Raw genomic sequence first — 20,767 nt, forward strand, 5'->3', positions numbered from 1 at the left:
TAGGTGGCTCAAATGTCCGATCTGCTTTTGAAGTTCTTGAGCGAGGAGGCAACTCCACATGTTCGGAAGTTGATTCTTGACGCAGTGGATGAGCACAGTGGTCTCAAACAGAGGGACCGGTGCAGATTCGAATTCAATCGCTTCGAGGTGACGCTCGACTTCGTCAACGACATGGCGAAGTTGGAGGATGTGCTTGATCCTGAATTGAGCGGGGAGTTTCGGCTTCGCTTAGGTGAGTTTGTTCATCGCCTATCTGAAGATTCCTGATGAACGCCGACCAGCAGTTAATCGAAAGTAACCTCGTTTCCATCCTCTCTGAGTTAAGTCCCCAAACTGTCGTAGGTAGAACCTTTCCGGCTGACCTTCAGAGTTTTGCCGATCAGCTGACGTAGCTTCGCGAGTGGATCGAGGATTCAGGCGAGTACGGGCTCGCATACGAGTCGATTGTCGTCATGCTGCAGACCTTCCCGTTCCGGCTGTCTGGTCCGGCCGCAATGAAGCTGCTGGAAATCGGCCTATTGATGCGCTTCAAGACCGGGCTGCCCGAGGACGCCCGGTTCGATAGCCGCTAACGCATTAGCTGTTGAATGAGTAGGATGGCGGCACTTACTTCCTGTCCATCGCCAGCGCCCTCAGCCCCGCCGGATCGAGGATGTCGATCTGGTTTCTGCCCAGTGCCACCAGTCCCTGTTCGGCGAAGTTCTTCAGCAGCCGGCTCACGATTTCGCGCACGCTGCCCAGTTCGTCGGCCAGTTGCTGGTGGGTGGTGTGCAGCGTCTTGCCGTGACCGAGCAGCAGTGCGGCGAGGCGCTGGTCCAGGCGCTGGAAGGCGATGGCTTCGACCAGTTGCATCAGGTCGGCCACGCGGTCGGCGAACAGGCCGAATACGAAGCGGCGGAAGGCGGGTTCGGCCATCAGTTCGTCGAACAGCCAGGACGGCACGACCAGCAGTCTCACCGCGGTTTCGGCCACTGCGTGCGCGTTGTAGTCGCTCTGTCCGAGCAGGCAGGCGCTGGATATGACACAGGTTTCGCCGGTGTGCACCCGGTACAGCGGCAGTTCGCGGCCATTGGCCGACGACTTGGCCACCTTCACCTGGCCGTCGAGCACGAAGGGGAAGCCGACGCAGGGCTGGTGTTCGTCGAAGATGAGCGTGCCCGCCGGCAGTTCCATCAGGCGGGCTTCTTTCTCGATGCGTTCGCGCGCGGCTTCCGACAGGTCCGACAGCAGCGGGTACAGCGTGGTGAGCGTGTCGGTGGTGGTGTTCATGACAGCGTCGCGATGACCGGTGCGTGGTCCGACGGCCGCTCGAGCTTGCGCGGTGCCTTGTCCACCGTGCAGGCGGTGCAGCGCGCGGCCAGTGACGCCGACAGCAGGATGTGGTCGATGCGCAGGCCGAAGTTGCGGCGGAAGGCGCCGGCGCGGTAGTCCCACCAGGACCAGGTCTTTTCCGGCTGGTCGAACAGCCGGAACGCATCGCTCAGACCCAGCGCGATCAGGCCGGCGAAGGCGGCGCGCTCCTGCGGCGACACATGGATGTCGTCCTTCCAGTCCGGATGCGCGTCGCGGTCCTCCGGCGCAATGTTGTAGTCGCCCAGCAGCGCGAGCTGCGGATGACGGGCAAGTTCGTCGCGCAGCCAGCCAGTCAGCGCGGCGAGCCAGCGCATCTTGTAGTCGAACTTGTCCGAACCCACCGCCTGGCCGTTCGGGAAATAGGTGCACACGATGCGCAGGCCGTCGACGGTGGCGGCGATGACGCGCTTCTGTTCGTCGTCGAAGCCGGGAATGCCGATCTGCACATCGCTGGCGGGCGACTTCGACAGGATGGCCACACCGTTATAGGTCTTCTGGCCGCTGATTGCGCTGTGATAGCCGGCGGCTTCGAGTTCCGCACGCGGGTAGTTCGCGTCCTCGGTCTTGGTTTCCTGCAGGCACACCACGTCCGGCTGTTCGGCGGCCAGCCAGTCGGTGAGATGGGGCAGGCGGACTTTCAGGGAATTGACGTTCCAGCAGGCAATCTTCATCGCGTCATTGTGCATGCGCCGGCGCGTCGCCGGTCGGGTTCGGGGGCGCGGCGATTGTCCCATCCGGGGCGGCGACTGAACAGCCCGCTACCGGTGAGGCGTGGCGGAATCATGGCTCTGCGTCGGTAGTCTCGTCCTTGCCGGTTGCCGCCGGACCGTCCGCTGCGGGTGGCGCCGACGGCGGGCGCGGCTTGGCCGTGCCCTTGGCCGGGTAGCCGGCGCGGTCGAGCAGCCGGTTCCAGGCATCCGGACTGAAGCCCATGAGCTGGTCGGCACCCGCCGCGATGGCGGGCACCCTCGCTTCCTTCACCTTGAAGCGCGACGACAGCGCGGCCTTCTGTTCCTCGCTGGTGATGCGCTCCTCGCTGTAGGCGATGCCGCGCGCCCTGAGCAGGGCGAGCGCCGATTCGCACAGCGAGTCGCATTCGTTCGCCAGCCACACGGTGACCGGCGCCTTTTTCATCGCTTCGCGTTCGGCGTAGCTGGCGCCCTGTTCGACCACGCTCGGCTGCAGCTTCTTCTCGGTCACCTTCTTCACATCGGGCGGCGGTGGAATGTCGCTGTAGTGCGTACGACCCTGCGCATCGGTCCATTTGTAGGTCTGGGCATGCGCAGTGCCCGCGCACAGTGCAGCGCCAAGTACGAGACAGAACAGGGAGCACAGCTTCATGCGATGGTCCTCAGGCGGTTTCCACCATGCCGCTGTGGCGCAGCAGCGCGTCCGGCCGCGGTTCGCGGCCGCGGAAGGCCTTGAACGATTCGAGCGCCGGGCGCGAGCCGCCCACGGCCAGGATTTCGTCCCAGAAGCGGCGGCCGGTCGCGGTGTCGAGCACGGTGCCGGCAATGCCGCGCGCCTCCTCGAACGCCTCGAAGGCATCGGCCGACAACACTTCCGCCCATTTGTAGCTGTAATAGCCTGCGGCATACCCGCCCGCGAAGATGTGGCTGAAGCTGTGCGGGAAACGGTTCCAGGCCGGCGGGCGCACCACCGCCACTTCGTCGCGCACTTCTTCCAGCATCTGCAGCATGCTCTTGCCCTGGCCGGGCGAGAAGTCGTGATGCAGGCGCAGATCGAACAGCGCGAATTCGATCTGGCGCAGGGTCTGCATGCCGCTCTGGAAGTTCCTGGCGGCGATCATCTTGTCGTACAGCGCGCGCGGCAGCGCCGCGCCGGTATCGATGTGGGCGGTCATGCCGGACAGCACGTCCCATTCCCAGCAGAAGTTCTCCATGAACTGGCTGGGCAGTTCTACCGCGTCCCATTCCACGCCATGGATGCCGGACACCGGCAGGTCGTCGACCCGGGTAAGCAGATGGTGCAGGCCGTGGCCGGTTTCGTGGAACAGCGTGATCACGTCGTCGTGCGTGAAGGTGGCCGGCTTGCCACCGACCGGCGATGGGAAGTTGCAGTTCAGATAGGCGACCGGCGTCTGCACTCCGCCCGCCACGCTGCGGCGCGTGATCGCCTCGTCCATCCAGGCGCCGCCGCGTTTGGTGTCGCGGGCATACAGATCGAGGTAGAACTGGCCGACCAGTTCGCGGCCCCGCTCGCCGTCGCGCTCGATGCGGAAGAAGCGCACATCCGGATGCCAGACCGGCGCGCTGTCCGGCTTGATCGACACGCCATACAGGCCCTCCACCACGCGGAACAGGCCTTCGAGCACCTTGTGTTCCGGGAAGTACTGCTTCACTTCCTGTTCCGAGAAGGCATAGCGCTGCACGCGCAGCTTCTCCGACACCCAGGCCATGTCCCACGGCTGCAGGTCATCCAGGCCGAATTCGTTGCGGGCGAAGGCGCGCAATTCGTCCAGGTCGCGCTGGGCGTGCGGCCGGGCACGGCGCGCCAGATCGCGCAGGAAGTCCATCACCTGGTCCGGTGAGTCCGCCATCTTGGGCACCATGGACAGTTCGGCGAAGCTTGCGAAGCCGAGCATCCTCGATTCCTCGGCGCGCAGCGCCAGGATGCGGTCTATCAGCGGGGAATTGTCGCGTGCCGGCTCGCCGAACTCCGATGCACGGGTGGCGTAGGCGCGATACATGCGCTCGCGCAGCGCGCGACTGTCGGCGTACTGCATGACCGGCAGATAGGACGGCATGTGCAGCGTGAACTTCCAGCCATCGCGGTCGTCGCGCTGCGCTGCCTCGCGCGCGGCTTCGATGCTGTCCTCCGGCAGTCCGGCCAGCAGCGATGCGTCGGTCACGTACTCGGCGAACGCATTGGTCGCATCGAGCAGGTTTTCCGAGAACTTGGTCGACAGCGCGGCCAGTTCTTCCTGGATTTCCTTGAAACGCGGCTTGCGGTCTTCCGGCAGTTCGGCACCGGACAGGCGGAAATCCCGTACCTCATTGTCCAGAATGCGCTGACGCGCGGCGGACAGGCGGCCGTATTCGGTTGAATCGCGCAGTGCCTTGTATTTGGCGAACAGCGCCAGATTCTGGCCCAGCGTGCTGTAGAAGCGCGTGATGTCGGGCAGCGTGGCGTTGTAGGCATCGCGCCAGGCCGGTACGTCGTTCACGCTGTGCAGATGGCCCACGATGCCCCAGGCGCGGCCGAGCTGTTCGCCCATGTCGGTGATCGGGGCGGCAAAACCGTCCCAGGTCGGCGTGTCGGGCCGAGCGGTCAGTTCGTCGATCAAGGTCTGGTAACGGCCCAGCAGTTCGGCGATCGCCGGCGCCACGTGATCGGGCTGTATGGCGTCGAAGCGCGGCAATGAGGAGAAGTCGAGCAGGGGATTGTTCGTCATGGCAGTAAGTCGCTCGCAATTGGATATCGTGGCTGCAGGATGTCGTTGCTGCACCGGGTCGCCGTTCATCGTGGCCTGTCACCGGAGCGTGCCGGGTCCAGAGTGCCACGAGTGGCGGCGACTGACACCGGCTGCGCAGGGTGAAGCGTAACGCAGTGCGCGGCGCAAAGACGGTGCGCGCTGCTTTCCAGACCATGTCCGGACCTTAGCGTTCAAGTTGGGGCGGCAGAAGCCGAAAGCAAGGTTGGGCGGTGCACCGTGAACCCGTGCGCCAGGAAGGGGTGCAACACAGGGAGCGGGTTCACGCCATCCTCGGGGCGCCAGGGACGACAGCACGTCCGGGCGGGGGATGCGGAACGGAACGTAATGAAAATCCGGATAGCGCTGTCTTTTTCGGTCGCGGCTTTCGGCGTGGCTACCGCTGCAACTGCCGCGGATCTGGCCGATCTCGAGCTGGAGGAACTGTTGCAGGTCGAGGTAAGCACGGCCGCACGCAAGGTACAGGCCTTGCGCGACACGCCGGCGGCAGCCTTCGTCATTTCGCGCGAGGACATCGCGCGCAGTGGTGCCGCGTCCGTCCCCGAACTGCTGCAGATGGTGCCCGGCGCGCAGGTCGGACGCATCGCGTCGAACACCTGGGCGGTGTCGCTGCGCGGCGCGAACGGGCGCTTCGCCAACAAGCTGCAGGTGCGGGTAGATGGTCGCAGCGTCTACACGCCGCTCTTTTCCGGCACGGTATGGGCCGATCGCGACCTGATGCTGGAGGACATCGAGCGCATCGAAGTGGTGCGCGGCCCGGGGGGGGCGCTGTGGGGCAGCAATGCCATGAATGGCGTGATCAACATCATCACCCGGCGCCCCGCCGACACCCAGGGTGGCCTGATGAGCGCCGCGGCCGGGAGCGAACAGCGCGGATGGCTGGCTGCGCGCCAGGGTTTTTCCACCGGCGAGGGCCAGCACGGCCGCGTCTGGGCCAAGCGACGCCTGCTCGACGCGGGCGAGCGAGAGGGCGGTAGCGATGGCTTCGACAGCAGCCGTGGTTCGGTGGCCGGTTTCAACTGGGAAGGCGCGCTTGCCGGGGGCGCCCGCCTGCTGCTCAGTGGCGGCATGAGCGAGAGCGTGCAGGGCAACGAGTTCGACTTTTCGCGCTTCGTGTCCGGAGCGCGCCCGACGACAGGCCGCATCGAGACACGCGAAAACCATCTGATGGGACGTTACGGCGCGGTGACCGGCCCGGGTGCCGAGTATTCACTGCAGGTGTCGCTGACCGATACCGCCTTCCGCGTGGATAACCCCGCGGGCCCGGTCGACGACGACCGGCAGATACTCGATATCGACTTCCAGCGCCGCGAGGTCGTGTCCGGCGGTCATGACCTCATCTGGGGCGCGGGTTACCGGCGTGCATCGGACGACACATCGGTCAATTTCATCGGTGGCGAGATTTTTCCTTCGCGCAGGATATCGACCCTTGCCAGCGTATTCATACAGGATGACATCAGTTTGACGCCCGAGCGCCTGAACATGGTGATCGGGCTGCGTGTCGAGGACGGCAATCAGGACAGCGCGCAGTTGCAGCCCACGCTGCGGCTCATGTACACGCCGGAAGGCGGGCACAGCCTGTGGGCGGCGGTATCGCGCACCACACGCGAACCCTCCCGAGCGATGCGCGATCTGCGGGTCGCCATCGGGCCGGTCTCCGACCCGGCTTTCGCCGGCGGACGCATCGTGCGCAGCACCGGAGGTGGTGAGTCGTTGCGCAGCGAGACCGCGACCTCGCTCGAGGCGGGCTATCGTTTTCGCCGCGGCCCGTTGTCGCTCGACGCGGTTGCCTATCTGACCCGTTACCGCCATCAGGCCCAGTACATCGTGCTGAGCGACGAGGTGCAGTCCTTGCCGCAACCTACCGCTGTCTCCACCTACGCACTCAGATCGATCGACGAAAGCCGGGCCCACGGCCTCGAACTGGCGGCCGATTACCGTGTCGCTGCCGACTGGTCGCTGCATGCGGCCTATACCTGGTCGCGTGCGACCGCCCTGACGCGGTCGCTTCCGAGCGAAGCGCTGGCTTCGATCTTCATCTATGCGGGGGACGCACGGCATCGGCTGTCATTGCGCTCCCTCTGGAATTTCGCGCCGCGCTGGCAGTTCGATGTGTGGCTGCGCGCGGTCAGCGAGGTGGAACCGGGGGGACCCGGAGGGTATACCGATGCGGACATCCGGCTTGCCTGGCGCGCGAGACCGGATCTGGAGCTTTCGCTGACCGGCCAGAATCTGCTGCACGCCAGACGCCTGCAGTACCGGAGCGAAACCTTGCCGGAAAGCGCTGTGCTGATAGAGCGCGGCGCATTCGCGAAAGCCGTGTGGTCCTTCTGACATGACGACGCTGGCGGGCTTTCTGCGTTGCCTCGGTTCCGTCCTGCTTCTCCTCGTGGTCGGGGAATCGAGGGCGGACGCCGGTGTTTCCGAGGAACAGCTCAAGGCGGCGTTCGTGTTCAACTTCGCCAAGTACGTCGAGTGGCCTTCCGGCGTCACCGGGCCTGTCGTTGCCTGCACGCTGGGGAGCGATGCGATGGCGAGTGCGCTGCTGTCGTTCGAGGGACGGCCCGTGTCCGGACGCAGTTTCCAGTTGCGCCGCGTGTCGGTTCCGGACGATGTGGCGGCCTGCAATGTCGTGGTGCTGTCCGATATGGAGCCGAACAGGATGGAGGAGGTGTTGCGCCGGGTGCCTGTGCAGGGCGTACTCACCGTCAGCGACATCGACGGGTTCACGGAAGCCGGCGGAATGATCGCCATGATGCGGGTGGGCGATCGGCTTCAGTTTGAAATCAACAATGCTGCCCTGCAGCGGGCCAATCTGAAGGCAAGCTCGCAGTTGCTGAAACTGGCGCGCAATCTGTCGGGGCGGGGGCGATGAAGACCGTGCTGAGAATGTTGTTCGATCCGGCGGATCTGCCGCTGGCCGAGAAGCTGCGCCGCATCCTGCTGCTGTCGGTCGGTGCCGGGCTGATTCTCAATTTTGCGCTGTATTCGCTGACCGGCTTGTATGGCGAACGCCAGGCGCTGGTGGATCAGATCGATGCCACCGCGCGCATCATCAGTGCAAACAGCGCATCCGCGCTCGCGTTCAATGATCCGGACGCGGCCGCGATCACCTTGTCGGCCCTGTCGAGCGTCGGCCAGGTCAGAAGCGCATGGATACAGCGCAACGACGGCGGCATTCTGGCTTCGTATCAGCCCGGCTCCGTGGTTCCACCCTCGCCCTTCCGGGATATTGCCGCGCTGTCGGTGGTGAGCAGCATGCGCACCGCGTCGCTGTGGGTGGCCCGTCCCGTCGTCGAAGACGGTCAGCGCATCGGCGTCATCGTGATCGATGTCGACCTGTGGCCGTTGTTCGCCAGCGCCGTGGCCACCCTTCTTTTCAATGCCTTCGTCACCCTGATCGTCTTCACGATCGCATTCCGCATGTCTACGCGCATGCTGCGGCAGATCACCGACCCGGTTCATGCGCTCATGGAATCCGCGCGCCGGGTGGTGACCGAACGTCGATATGACGTGACGGTGCCGCGCATGGCCAATGACGAGATCGGGCAGCTCACCGACCGGTTCAACGAAATGCTGCGCGAGATCGATCTGCGGACCATGGAGGTGCAGGCGCATCGCGACCGGCTGGAAAGCGAAGTCGATCTGCGCACTCGCGAGCTGCGCGCGGCGAAGGAGCTGGCAGAAGCCGCGAACGAGGCGAAGAGCCGTTTCCTCGCCAACATGAGCCACGAAATCCGTACCCCCATGAATGGCGTCATCGGCATGGCGGGCCTGCTGGAACGCACCCGGCTGGACGACAGGCAGCGACGCTACGTCCAGGGCATTGCCGGATCGGCCGAATCGCTGCTGCGCGTGATCAACGACGTGCTCGACTTCTCGAAGATTGAAGCCGGCAAACTGGCGTTCGAGAGCGTGCTGTTCTATCCGCGCCAGGTACTGGAGGACGTGGTCATGCTGTTCGCCGATGCGGCGCGCGACAAGGGCATTGCGCTGTCTCTGCGCATTCATCCGGCGCTGCCCGTGGCCTTGATCGGCGATCCGCACCGCCTGCGACAGATACTGGTCAATCTGCTGTCGAATGCGGTGAAGTTCACCACCCATGGCGAGGTACTGATGGACGTGTCGGTCGCCGATGCCGACCGCGCAGCGCGGCCCGGTTGTTCCATCGTGCATGTGAGCGTGATCGACACCGGCACCGGCATTCCGGAAGGCGCCGCCGAATCCGTCTTCCATGCTTTCTCGCAGGCGGACAGTTCCACCACGCGCCGCTTCGGCGGTACCGGGCTGGGACTGGCCATCACGCGCGAACTGGTGACCGCCCAGCACGGGGCGATCGGCTTCTGCAGCGTGCCCGCGTATGGCTCCCGCTTCTGGTTCCTGCTGCCTTTTGAGATCGCGGACGCGCAGGCCCGGGCGCGGCGCGAGCGCGAGGCGATGTCGCGCGTGCTGCTGATCGAGCCGCATGCCCGGGACGCCCAGGTACTGTCCTCGATGCTGGCCGAGCTGGATCTGGATGTGCGGGTGGAAACCGGGGTTGCCGGTGCGCTGCTTGCCATTGAGCGCGCCCAGTTCAGCGGCCTGCCCTTTGCTGCGGTGGTGTGCGCCGAGCGTCTGCCACAGGGCGGCGCCCCGGCTCTGGTCGATTATCTGCGCGCGCGCTACCGGGAGGTGCCGCCGGTGCTTCACCTGCTCGATGTGGCCGATGCCGAGCCGGGAGAGCGCGGCGCGCTCGCGCTGCACAAGCCGGTCATGCGCGGTGAGCTGCAATCCGTGCTGGCCAACGCCCGTGTCGCGCAGCCGCGGCAGACGGACGCTGCGGAAAAGGGCGGTGACGACGGGGCCGCAGGGCCGGCACCGTGCGTACTGCTGGTCGAGGATCACCCGGTAAACCGGGAAATTTCCTGTGACATGCTGAGAGAGCTGGGCTGTCGCGTCTGTGTGGCCGAAAACGGCCAGCAGGCGCTCGATCTGCTGGACCATACGCACTTCGATCTGTTGCTCATGGATTGCCAGATGCCGGTGATGGACGGTTATCAGGCGACCCGGCGCATACGCGACATGGAGCGCCTGGAGGGGCGACCGCCCATGCCCATCATCGCGCTTACCGCCAATGCGCTCAGCGGTGATCGCGAGCGCTGCGTCGAGGCGGGCATGACGGACTATCTGCCCAAGCCGCTGCCCCTCAGGGCTTTGCGACAGATGATGGACAAGTATGTCCGGCACGCCGCCGACGTACCGGCAGCGACGCCCGCAGAGCGTGCGGAGCGGGCGTCTGGAGCCGACATTGCACTGATTGACGCCAATCAGCTTTTCAGCGTCCCGGGCATCCGCAAGGCGGGATCCGGCCTGCTCGGCCGCATGGTGCAGTTGTTCCGCAGCGAATCTGCGGACGGGCTTCATGCGATGAAGATGGCCGCCGGGCGGTCGGACGCGGCGGCACTGGGTGCCGCCGCGCACCGTCTGAAGAGTGCGAGTGGATCGCTCGGTGCGCGCCGTGTATACGAACTGGCGAAGCGCATAGAGCTGGCGGCCCGACAGGGACGCTGCGAATTCGATGAGGTGCTTCAAGTTGGACTGGAGCGTGCACTGCAGCACACTTGCGAGGCGCTCGACGCGCTGCGTACGGAGACGAACGCAGAGAATGCCGGGCAGACTCAGGGAGCGGACGGTTGATACTGCTGGTCGATGATGACGTGATGGTGCGCCTGCTGGCGACCGAGGCGCTGGTTGCCGCCGGCTTCGAGGTCATGGAGGCGGCGGATGGCGAACAGGCGCTGGCCCTGTTCGACAACTATGCTTTTTCGCTGGTGCTGCTCGACGTCAGTCTCGGTGGCCTCGACGGGTTCGAGGTATGCCGCCGCATCCGCGAGAACCCGCGCGGTGGATCGGTGCCGGTCATCATGCTCACCGGCATGGACGACACCGATTCCATCGACAGCGCCTATTCGCTCGGTGCCACGGATTTCGTCACCAAGCCGCTGAACTGGACGCTGCTCGTCTATCGAGTGCGGTACGCCTTGCGATCGTCGGCCACCCTGGCCGACCTGGAAACGTCGGAGCGCCGGCTTGCCGTGGCCCAGCGCGTGGCGCGCCTGGGCGGCTGGATCTGGTATGTCGAGGAGGATCGCTGCGAGCGCAGCCCGATCTGCCTGGAACTGTGGGGCGACGTGAGTCCGTCCGCCCAGTCGGTGCCCTTCGGCCTGCTGTCGCGCGTCATGAGTCCGGAACGCCAGCATCTGCGCGAGGCGATGGAGCGCGCGCGGGAGGGCGAGCCCTACCAGATGAGCTTTCGCGTGCAGCGCAGCGACGGAAATGCGGTCACGCTGTACGAGCAGGCGCTGCCGGTGCGAGACGAGTTCGGGCGGGTGGTGCGCATCGAAGGCGTGACGCAGGATGTGACCGAGCGCGAACAGGCCGAGCGGCGCATGCGCTTCCTGGCGTATCACGACAGTCTGACCGGGCTGGCAAACCGGCAGATGTTCCGCGAAATGCTGGACCACACGATTGCCCGCTCCGGTCGATCCGGCAAGCGTTGCGCGCTGCTCTACCTGGATCTCGACCGTCTCAAGCGCATCAACGACAGTTTCGGACATACCCTGGGCGACCAGATTCTGCGCGAGGTGGCCAGCCGGCTCACCTCATCGCTGCGCTCGGCCGATGTGATCGCCCGCGAGGAAAGCGCGCACGAAGAGGTCGTTGCACGGCTCGGTGGCGATGAATTCACCGTGCTGCTCACCGAGTTGGCGCGGCCGGACGATGCCGCGCGCGTGGCGGCGCGCATCTGCGCCGAACTGAGCCGTCCGCTGCAGGTGGCTCATATCGAGCTTGTGGTGACCGCATCGGTTGGCATCGCCATCTTTCCGGACAACGGCGGCGATCCGGAAACGCTGTTGCGACATGCCGACATGGCGATGTATGCCGCCAAGCAACGGGGACGCAACACCTACGAGTTCTTTACCGAGGCCATGCAGTTGCAGGCGGTGGAGAGGCTGTCGCTGGAACAGGATCTGGCGCGTGCGCTCGAATCGGGACAGTTCGAACTGCACTATCAGCCGCAGGTCGATGCCGCCTCGGGGCGCATCGTGTCGGCCGAGGCATTGCTGCGCTGGCTGCATCCCGAGCGCGGCATGGTTTCCCCCGTGCAGTTCATTCCCGTGGCTGAGGAAACCGGGCTGATCGGTCCGCTCGGCGAATGGGTGGTGCTCGACGCCTGCCGGCATATCGCGAAGTGGCTCGCCGATGGCGTGCCGGCGGTACCGGTCGCGGTCAATCTGTCCGCGCACAACTTCCGCTCCGATTCGCTGCTGACTTCCATTGCCCATGCGCTCGAATCGACCGGTATCCCGCCGCAATACCTTCATATCGAGCTGACCGAGAGCGCCATCATGCAGGAGCCCGAGGAGGCCAAGCTCACCCTCGAAGCGCTGAAGGCGATGGGGCTGAAGCTGTCGATCGACGATTTCGGCACCGGTTATTCGTCGCTGTCCACGCTCAAGCAGTATCCGATCGACCTGCTGAAGATCGATCGCAGCTTCGTGCGCGATCTGCCCGACGACGCGAGCAGTGCGTCCATCGTCGAAGCCATTCTCGCGCTGGCCAGGGCGCTTGACCTGGGAGTGGTGGCCGAAGGTGTGGAGACCGCGCAGCAGCGGGACTTCCTGGCGGGCCACGACTGCGGACTGATGCAGGGTTATCTGTTTTCGAAGCCGCTGCCAGGCCCTGCCTTCATAGAGCTGCTGTACGGTCAGGCTCCGCGCTGAGCGTCGGCGGTCCGCGTCCCGGCGCGCCTTCGTGCGGAGCCTGCGGCGCTTACTTCGATACGCCGGCCAGTACCATATCCTCTTCGATCAACACGCCGTTGCCATCGGGCACGATGGTGTCCACCCGGTACAGGCCACCCGGTACCGCATCGGACAGTACGAACACATAGGTCTTGCCCAGATACTTCGGGAATTTCTGCTTGTTGGGGTCGTTTTCGTACGGCGTGATGCGATATTCCCTCGCGTCCACCGACTTGCCGCCGAAGTTCACGCTGATGGTCTTTGCCGCCGGACCTTCGGCGAGCGCGAGCCGTATGCGCTTGCGGAAGTAGTTCGATTTGCCGCCGGTCAGTCTTTCCATCTCGCGGATGTCGCGCTCCAGGAAGCACATGAGCGCCGGGTTGCTCTGCGCTGCATCGACTTCCGGTATTTCGGTCTTGCGCGCACCGCTCAGGCAACTGGTGGCCATCTTGCGGCCCGCCGGGTCCTCGCTGATCCGCACCTCGACGGTGTCCTGGAAAGGGACTTCCTGATTTCCGCTGCGCTTGAAGGAATAGCTCAAGGTGATCGGCGCCTTCAGCCCTGACATCTGATCGGTCATGAAAAGGCTGCGTTCCGCCTCGGTGATTTCCTGGCTGGGTTCGGCGTGCGCTGCGCCCGTGATCAGGAACAGGCTGGCGATCAGCGCAGACAAGGTATTGCGGTACTTCATGGTGACTCCTCGTGGAAAGCGGATCTTCGTCCGTTGTCGGTGTGAATTCAGCATTGATGCTCCTGTTCGACGTCGCATCGGTGACTGCGGGCGTCCAGTGACGCCGCCGCGGCGGGCGACACCCTCAGCAAGCGCGCGCGCGTCGTCCGGTAGGCGGCCTCGTCCCGGGCGCGAAGCTGGGCAAGCGCGAGATCGGTGAGGAAGACCGGGTTGCCCTGGTCCAGCATGTCCGCATGTACAAAGGCGTCGAGTGCGGTTTCGGGCGCGCCGCTGGCCGCTCGGGCCACACCCAGCGCGTGCCAGGCCGCAGCGTCGTCGGGCGACTGCGCGATCCGCTGCCGCGCCAGCGTCTCCAGATCGGCCCAGCGCGATTCCGCTTCCAGTTGCTGCAAGCGCAGGAAGGCCGGCAGTTCGTCACCCGCCCGGCTCCAGAAAGGCTGCCCCTTCAATGGAGCGATGTCGCCCTCAGGCGTGTCGGCCAGGCCTTCGCGTATCCATGACACCGGTACCGAGAACTGGTTGTCGGTGCCGGAACGGAACCTGAAGGCCATCAGGCCGACCAGCCGTCCCTCGCGATCGAACAGTCCGCCGCCGCTGGCTCCCGACGTAAACGGCGTGGTGCTCTGGATCACCTTCCCGCCATCGAAGTCATGCAGGCGCAATACGATGCCATTGCTCACGCGCGGAGCGGCACCGAGGATGTAGCCCAGTGCCACCAGTTCCTCCCCGGTCTGCAGCGGCCCTTCGCGCAGCGGCACCGGCTTCACGTCGCTTGCCCCCGGCACGTCGAGAAGGCACAGGTCGCGCGCCATCTGTGCCCGCTGATGCCGCGCCTGCATGCGCTCGGAATTCACCACCACGCGTACCGACGTCGCGTGGGCGGTGAAGTGGCAGGCCGTCGCGATGACGCCGGGCGCGACGGCCACGCCGGTTCCTATTCCCACATTGCCGCGTACGTCCGACGCCTCGACCTTGAGAACGCTGGGCCGCAGACTGATCAGCGCCGCGATGTCGCGCTGGTCAAGCGCCGCTGCCGCGCTGCTCAGCATGGCAGCGATGAGGCCGGATGCAAGGCGATGCGGCATGTCCGGGGCTGTCAGCGATCGGCGGCGGTATGGCTCGCCTGGGATTCATCCACCAGCGGTACGCCATAGGACTTAAGGATGTCGTGGATGGCAGGCAGATTGCGCTGCACCGCTTCGTCGATCCTGTTCTTCCAGTCCTTTTCGCCATACCGCACGCCCATCGTGATGGCGTAGTCGAACTTGATGTTGTTCTCGGGCGGGAAGGGCACCACGATCAGATCGTGGGCTTTGGAGTTCTTGGTGAAGTAGCCGGCGATCGGTCCCCATGCCATGGCCACGTCGAGTTTGTCCGATTCCAGGTCCTTCTCGATGATTTCGCCCGGGTAGGCTTCCGGGTCACCGCTCTGGCGCTGGTAGGAAACAGCTTGATCGAACAGCCTGTTGCGCAGCAGCCAGTCCACCGGCGGCGTCTGCGAGAACACACCGAATTTAAGCTTGGACAGCGTTTCTGGGGGCAGCTTGAGCAGGTCGTCAGGTGTTTTCACGTCGTCGAATCCGCGCCCCTTCTTGAATACGGCGGCATAGGTGGAGCGATAGTAGGGCTTGATCGTCGCGCCGAGGTCGAAACCCACCGGCACACCGACGATGAGGTCGCAGCGGAACTTGCCGGGAATCTGAGGGTGCTTGGCCTTGAGCGTCATGCGCACGAAACCCATGCGATGCGGGAAGAAGGCGTACTCCAGCTTGTAGCCCAGATCCTTGGCGAGCAGTTCGGCGATCTTGTTCTCGTAGCCTTCGCCCTTTTCGTTTGAAAGCGGAAGGTTGTTCGGGTCGGCGCAGACACGAAGTACCTTGTCGTCCCCGGTTTCCTGCGCGTGTATCGCGGGTGCGAGCAGCGATGCGCACACAGCCAGGGCAAGAGCGGACAGTCGTTGGGTCATGTTGTGGTTTCTCCTCCGGACGTTTGGGGTGTTCATCGATCATTGTGTGGCTGTCGTGATGCCGGGCCGTGAAGAGCCGGCGGAGCGAAGCCTTTTGTACGACAGGGGATGCCACCCGTGTGCACAGGTGACAGTCTGACATCTGGAGCGGGGATTTTGTTTTGAGAAAACCGTGAATTTGTTCTGGCGACTTGCGCGGATCCATGCCGGATGCGCTCCGCCGGCATACGGTGCTGCATGTGCGGATCTGCAAAAAAAACTGGCACCTGCGTCGCCGCAAGGTGCCAGCCGGATCTGACAGGGGATGCCGGAGCATCCCCGGTGTCGCATCCGCCGATTAAGGCAGTGCGAACACGGTCATCACGCCACCCAGCTCGGTGTATTGAGCCAGTTCGGCGTAGCCACCCACGGCACCCAGACCGTCGGTCGGCTTGTCGAGGCCGGCAGCCAGACCGATACCGGCCCAGCCACCGATGCCCGACAGGACGCCGATGTACTGCTTGCCCTTGAACTCCCAGGTCGTGACGTTGCCGATGATGCCGGACGGCGTCTTGAACTTGAACAGTTCCTTGTTGATGTCGTCGGCATCGACGCACTTCAGGTAGCCTTCCAGCGTACCGTAGCAGGCGATGCCACCGGCGGTGACCAGGGCGCCCGACCACACCGAGAACTTCTCGGGCTTGGTCTGAGCGATCTTGCCCTTGCCGGCATCCCACATGATGAAGTTGCCCATGCCGCCGTGGCTGCCCGGGGCCGGGAACATCGACAGCGTGGCGCCGACGTACGGCTGGCCGGCGGTGTATTCGACGCGGAACGGCTCGTAGTCCATGCACACATGGTTGGTCGGCACATAGAACATGCCATTCTTCGGATTGAAGGCAGCAGGTTGCTGGTCCTTCGAGCCGAGAGCGGCCGGGCACACGCCCTTGGTGTTCACGTCTTCACCGTTCTGACGGGTGGAGTACTTGGCGACCACCTGCGGACGGCCGGTGTTCATGTCGACGTGAGTGGCCCAGTTCACCGCCGGGTCGTACTTCTCGGCCACCAGCAGTTCGCCGGTCACACGGTCCAGGGTGTAGCCGAAACCGTTGCGGTCGAAGTGGACCACGGTCTTGCGCTTCTTGCCCTTGACGTCGATGTCGGCGAGGATCATTTCATTGATGCCGTCGAAGTCCCACTCGTCGTGCGGGGTCATCTGGTAGACCCAGCGGGCCTTGCCGGTATCGACATCGCGGGCCCAGATGGTCATGGACCACTTGTTGTCACCCGGACGTTGCGACGGGTTCCAGGTCGAGGGGTTGCCCGAACCGTAGTACATCAGGTTTTCCTGCGGGTCGTACGAGTACCAGCCCCAGGTGGTGCCGCCGCCGATCTTCCACTGGTCGCCCTGCCAGGTCTTCAGCGAGGAATCCTTGCCGACCGGCGCCATCTTGCCGTTGGTCCAGGTCATGGTCTTTTCCGGATCCATCAGCATTTCGGCGTCGGGGCCGGTCGAGTAGCCCTTCCACACCTGCTTGCCGGTGTTGATGTCGTAGGCAGCGACATAACCGCGGATGCCGAACTCACCACCGGAGATACCGGTGATCACCTTGTCCTTGAACACGTGCGGCGCATTGGTGTTGGTGCCACCCACCTTCGGATCGCCGTTCTTCACGTCCCACAGCTTCTTGCCGGTCTTGGCATCGAGCGCGACCAGCATGGTGTCGGCCTGCTGCAGGAAGATCTTGCCTTCGGCGTAGGCCAGGCCGCGATTCACCGTGTCGCAGCACATGACCGGGATCACGGACGGATCCTGCTTCGGCTCGTACTTCCACTTGATCTTCTGGGTTTCCAGATCGATCGCGAACACCTTGTTGGGGAAGGGGGAGTGCACGAACAGGGTGTCGCCGATGACCAGCGGACCGCCTTCGTGACCGCGCAGCACGCCGGTCGAGAAGGTCCAGGCCACCTTCATGTTCTTGACGTTGCTCTTGTTGATCTGGTTCAGATTGCTGTAACGCTGGTTCTCGAAGTTGCCAGCCTGCATCGCCCAGTTCTTCGGGTCTTTGATCAGCTTGGCGACGTCGGCGTTGGCCAGTGCGGTACCGGGGACAGCCAGGGCGGCGATCCACAGCGGCAGTTGCTTCATCTTGCTAGACATAGGCTCCTCCTCATTGCTACCAAAATGTCACCGGACATCCCCGAGCAAGGGGTCCGGTTCTGCGTGCCCTGCAACGCCCATAAGTGACCCCGGGCGTCGAGGTAATGAAGATATAGCACACGTTTTTGGAACAGCGGGAAGATTTCCCCGGTGCGTACTAAAATTTTAAACTTGACAGTAATGAAAAAATACGCTCCTTAGTTATCGGTAAGGGTTTCACGGGATATTTTCCCGCGATGCGTGGCGCGCTGCAACATGGAAATTCATCCTGTTTGTTGCGGTGCGCAACAGTTTTCCGGGCACTGTGTACCGGGGTGTGTTCGCTATCGGAACAGCCTCTTTTGCCTAAAAATGCAGCAGTTTGAGACCGCTTCCGGAGGCCTCCGGCGAGGTGTCGGGTTTGCAATTGGAGACCAAATTCCTGTTGCGGACGTGCCGGATGACCGGTGCGAGGTGAGGCGGAGGGCTTCGTTCGCCGTTGAATCGCGGGCAAGCCCGCACGCCCCCCCGGCTCCGCTCGTTGCTTGGGCGAGCTTTTGTGGGAGCGGCCTCTGGCCACGATGCGGCGGGTGCAGGCCGCCGGCTTCGTTCGGGGATGGGATCGCGAGCTGCGCTCGCTCCTACGACCCCCCGGCTCTGGTCGCGGTCAGGGCGTGCTCATGGACAACTCCGACCCCATTCGTGGTTCGGGCGCGGTCATGGGCAACTCCCGCTCCGCTCGTTGCTTGGGCGAGCTTTTGTGGGAGCGGCCTCTGGCCGCGGGCTTCGTTCGGGGGTGGGGTCGCGAGCTGCGCTCGCTCCTAGGACCCCCGGCTCTGGTTGCGGTCAGGGCGTGCTCATGGACAACTCCGACCCCATTCGTGGTCGGGCGCGATCATGGGCGACTCCCGCTCCGCTCGGTGCTTGGGCGAGCTTTTGTGGGAGCGGCCTCTGGCCGCGATGCGGCGTGTGCAGGCCGCGGGCTTCGTTCGGGGGTGGGGTCGCGAGCTGCGCTCGCTCCTACGACCCCCCGGCTCTGGTTGCGGTCAGGGCGTGCTCATGGACAACTCCGACCCCATTCGTGGTTCGGGCGCGGTCATGGGCAACTCCTGCTCCGCTCGTTGCTTTGGGGAGCCTTTGTGGGAGCGGCCTCTGGCCGCGATGCGGCTTATGCAGGCCGCGGGCTTCATTCGGGGATGGGATCGTGAGCTGCGCTCGCTCCTACGACCCCCCGGCTCTGGTTGCGGTCAGGGCGTGCTCATGGACAACTCCGACCCCATTCGTGGTCGGGCGCGATCATGGGCAACTCCCGCTCCGCTCGGTGCTTGGGCGAGCTTTTGTGGGAGTGGCCTCTGGCCGCGATGCACGTACGGGTGGGTGTAAACGAAAACGCCCCGCGCAAGGCGGGGCGTCCGGCCGACAGGTGCCCGGGGCGCATGGCCCCGAGGCACGCGTCTGTGCGCGTGTTACGGCAGTGCGAACACGGTCATCACGCCACCCAGCTCGGTGTATTGAGCCAGTTCGGCGTAGCCACCCACGGCGCCCAGGCCGTCGGTGCTCTTTTCCAGACCGGCTGCCAGACCGATACCGGCCCAGCCACCGATGCCCGACAGGATGCCGATGTACTGCTTGCCCTTGAACTCCCAGGTCGTGACGTTGCCGATGATGCCGGACGGCGTCTTGAACTTGAACAGTTCCTTGCTGATGTCGTCGGCATCGACGCACTTCAGGTAGCCTTCCAGCGTACCGTAGCAGGCGATGCCACCGGCGGTGACCAGGGCGCCTGACCACACCGAGAATTTCTCGGCCTTGGACTGGACGATCTTGCCCTTGCCGGCGTCCCAGGTGATGAAGTTGCCCATGCCGCCGTGGCTGCCCGGGGCCGGGAACATCGACAGCGTGGCGCCGACGTAGGGCTGGCCGGCGGTGTATTCGACGCGGAACGGCTCGTAGTCCATGCACACGTGGTTGGTCGGCACGTAGAACAGACCGTTCTTCGGGTTGAAGGCGGCGGGTTGCTGGTCCTTCGAGCCGAGAGCGGCCGGGCAGATGCCCTTGGTATTCACGTCTTCGCCATTCAGGCGGGTGGAGTACTTGGCCACGACTTGCGGACGGCCGGTGTTCATGTCGACATGGGTCGCCCAGTTCACCGCCGGGTCGTACTTCTCGGCCACCAGCAGTTCTCCGCTCACGCGGTCCAGGGTGTAGGCAAAGCCGTTGCGGTCGAAGTGGACCAGCGCCTTGCGCTTCTTGCCCTTGACGTCGATGTCGGCGAGGATCATTTCATTGATGCCGTCGAAGTCCCACTCGTCGTGCGGGGTCATCTGGTAGACCCAGCGCGCCTTGCCGGTATCGACATCGCGGGCCCAGATGGTCATGGACCACTTGTTGTCACCCGGGCGCTGCGACGGGTTCCAGGTCGAGGGGTTGCCCGAACCGTAGTACATCAGGTTTTCTTGCGGGTCGTACGAATACCAGCCCCAGGTCGAGCCGCCGCCGATCTTCCACTGGTCGCCCTGCCAGGTCTTCAGCGAGGAATCCTTGCCGACCGGCGCCAGCTTGCCGTTGGTCCAGGTCATGGTCTTTTCCGGATCCATCAGCATTTCGGCGTCGGGGCCTGTCGAGTAGCCCTTCCACACCATCTTGCCGGTGTTCAGGTCGAATGCGGTCACGCGGCCGCGCACGCCGAACTCGCCACCGGAAATGCCGGTGATCACCTTGTCCTTGAAGATGTGCGGAGCGTTGGTGTTGGTTTCGCCGATCTTCGGGTCACCGTTCTTGGCTTCCCACAGCTTCTTGCCGGTCTTGGCGTCGAGCGCGACGAGCATGGTGTCGGCCTGTTGCAGCACGATCTTGCCTTCGGCATAGGCCAGGCCGCGATTCACGGTGTCGCAGCACATCACCGGGATCACGGACGGATCCTGCTTCGGCTCGTACTTCCAGACGATCTTCTGGGTTTCCAGATCCATCGCGAACACCTTGTTGGGGAACGGGGTGTGCACGTAGAGCATGTTGCCGATCACCAGCGGGCCGCCTTCGTGACCGCGCAGCACGCCGGTCGAGAAGGTCCACGCCACACGCATGTCCTTGACATTCTTCTTGTTGATCTGGGTCAGGGTGCTGTAACGCTGGTTTTCGAAGTTGCCGGCCTGCATCGCCCAGTTCTTCGGGTCTTTGATCAGCTTGGCCAGGTCGGCGTTGGCCAGGGCGGTACCCGGGATGGCCAGGGCGGCGATCCAAAGGGGCAGTTGCTTCATTTTCTTGGACACGGGGAGCTCTCCTCTGTTGCTTGCACATGCCGGCGAAGTCTTCCTGCGCCGGGTTACCGGGTGCAGGTCATAAATGACCTTTGTGATCCGGCTAATTACTTTATACATCGCAAAACGCAACAGCGGGACAG

Annotated in this window: 14 protein-coding genes; 5 read left to right on the forward strand and 9 right to left on the reverse strand. The window is 64.3% G+C overall.

What is annotated here, in order from left to right; all coding sequences use genetic code 11:
• Positions 1-12 precede the first annotated feature (12 nt).
• Positions 13-267: a hypothetical protein gene (locus A3Q7_RS20040; protein ID WP_018413105.1), complete on the forward strand. Its 255-nt coding sequence runs from the start codon at positions 13-15 to the stop codon at positions 265-267.
• A gap of 339 nt (positions 268-606) precedes the next feature.
• On the opposite strand, the gene A3Q7_RS0116965 is transcribed toward A3Q7_RS20040, so the two are convergent.
• The 4 genes from A3Q7_RS0116965 to A3Q7_RS0116980 form a co-directional block, all read right to left on the reverse strand.
• The gene (locus tag A3Q7_RS0116965; RefSeq protein ID WP_018413108.1) at positions 607-1,269 is read right to left on the reverse strand and encodes a Crp/Fnr family transcriptional regulator; all 663 of its coding nucleotides are present in this window, start codon (positions 1,267-1,269) and stop codon (positions 607-609) included.
• Positions 1,266-2,024: an exodeoxyribonuclease III gene (gene xth, locus A3Q7_RS0116970; RefSeq protein ID WP_018413109.1), complete on the reverse strand. Its 759-nt coding sequence runs from the start codon at positions 2,022-2,024 to the stop codon at positions 1,266-1,268. The genes A3Q7_RS0116965 and xth overlap by 4 nt, the downstream gene beginning before the upstream one ends.
• A 109-nt stretch (positions 2,025-2,133) precedes the next feature.
• Positions 2,134-2,694, reverse strand: a complete 561-nt coding sequence (locus A3Q7_RS0116975) for a DUF4124 domain-containing protein (protein ID WP_018413110.1) — start codon at positions 2,692-2,694, stop codon at positions 2,134-2,136.
• Between the two features lie 10 nt (positions 2,695-2,704).
• Entirely contained in the window at positions 2,705-4,768 is a 2,064-nt protein-coding gene (locus A3Q7_RS0116980) for a M3 family metallopeptidase (protein WP_018413111.1), read from the reverse strand.
• 366 nt (positions 4,769-5,134) lie between these two features.
• Here A3Q7_RS0116980 and A3Q7_RS0116985 point away from each other — a divergent pair, with 366 nt between their 5' ends.
• Genes A3Q7_RS0116985 through A3Q7_RS20050 form a run of 4 tightly spaced genes read left to right on the forward strand, consistent with a single transcriptional unit; the run spans position 5,135 to position 12,570 of the window.
• Positions 5,135-7,141, forward strand: coding sequence for a TonB-dependent receptor plug domain-containing protein (locus tag A3Q7_RS0116985; RefSeq protein WP_018413112.1), 2,007 nt, complete (start codon positions 5,135-5,137; stop codon positions 7,139-7,141).
• Position 7,142: 1 nt separating this feature from the next.
• Positions 7,143-7,682: a YfiR family protein gene (locus A3Q7_RS0116990; RefSeq protein WP_018413113.1), complete on the forward strand. Its 540-nt coding sequence runs from the start codon at positions 7,143-7,145 to the stop codon at positions 7,680-7,682.
• A gap of 14 nt (positions 7,683-7,696) precedes the next feature.
• Positions 7,697-10,483: a response regulator gene (locus A3Q7_RS0116995; protein WP_232418100.1), complete on the forward strand. Its 2,787-nt coding sequence runs from the start codon at positions 7,697-7,699 to the stop codon at positions 10,481-10,483.
• Positions 10,480-12,570 carry a putative bifunctional diguanylate cyclase/phosphodiesterase gene (locus A3Q7_RS20050; protein WP_018413115.1) on the forward strand — a complete coding sequence of 697 codons (2,091 nt, stop codon included), beginning with the start codon at positions 10,480-10,482 and terminating at the stop codon, positions 12,568-12,570. The genes A3Q7_RS0116995 and A3Q7_RS20050 overlap by 4 nt, the downstream gene beginning before the upstream one ends.
• Positions 12,571-12,619: 49 nt before the next feature.
• On the opposite strand, the gene A3Q7_RS0117005 is transcribed toward A3Q7_RS20050, so the two are convergent.
• The 5 genes from A3Q7_RS0117005 to A3Q7_RS0117025 form a co-directional block, all read right to left on the reverse strand.
• Complete coding sequence (locus A3Q7_RS0117005) at positions 12,620-13,282, reverse strand: hypothetical protein (RefSeq protein WP_018413116.1); 663 nt, start codon at positions 13,280-13,282, stop codon at positions 12,620-12,622.
• Between the two features lie 47 nt (positions 13,283-13,329).
• Positions 13,330-14,367 carry a trypsin-like peptidase domain-containing protein gene (locus A3Q7_RS0117010; RefSeq protein WP_018413117.1) on the reverse strand — a complete coding sequence of 346 codons (1,038 nt, stop codon included), beginning with the start codon at positions 14,365-14,367 and terminating at the stop codon, positions 13,330-13,332.
• Positions 14,368-14,378: 11 nt separating this feature from the next.
• Positions 14,379-15,248, reverse strand: coding sequence for a substrate-binding domain-containing protein (locus A3Q7_RS0117015; RefSeq protein WP_026224963.1), 870 nt, complete (start codon positions 15,246-15,248; stop codon positions 14,379-14,381).
• Positions 15,249-15,585: 337 nt separating this feature from the next.
• Positions 15,586-17,388 carry a methanol/ethanol family PQQ-dependent dehydrogenase gene (locus tag A3Q7_RS0117020; protein ID WP_026224964.1) on the reverse strand — a complete coding sequence of 601 codons (1,803 nt, stop codon included), beginning with the start codon at positions 17,386-17,388 and terminating at the stop codon, positions 15,586-15,588.
• Positions 17,389-18,833: 1,445 nt separating this feature from the next.
• Positions 18,834-20,624, reverse strand: a complete 1,791-nt coding sequence (locus A3Q7_RS0117025) for a methanol/ethanol family PQQ-dependent dehydrogenase (protein ID WP_040571027.1) — start codon at positions 20,622-20,624, stop codon at positions 18,834-18,836.
• Positions 20,625-20,767 lie beyond the last annotated feature (143 nt).

It is taken from the genome of Methyloversatilis thermotolerans, assembly GCF_000372885.1.
GTDB lineage: Bacteria > Pseudomonadota > Gammaproteobacteria > Burkholderiales > Rhodocyclaceae > Methyloversatilis > Methyloversatilis thermotolerans.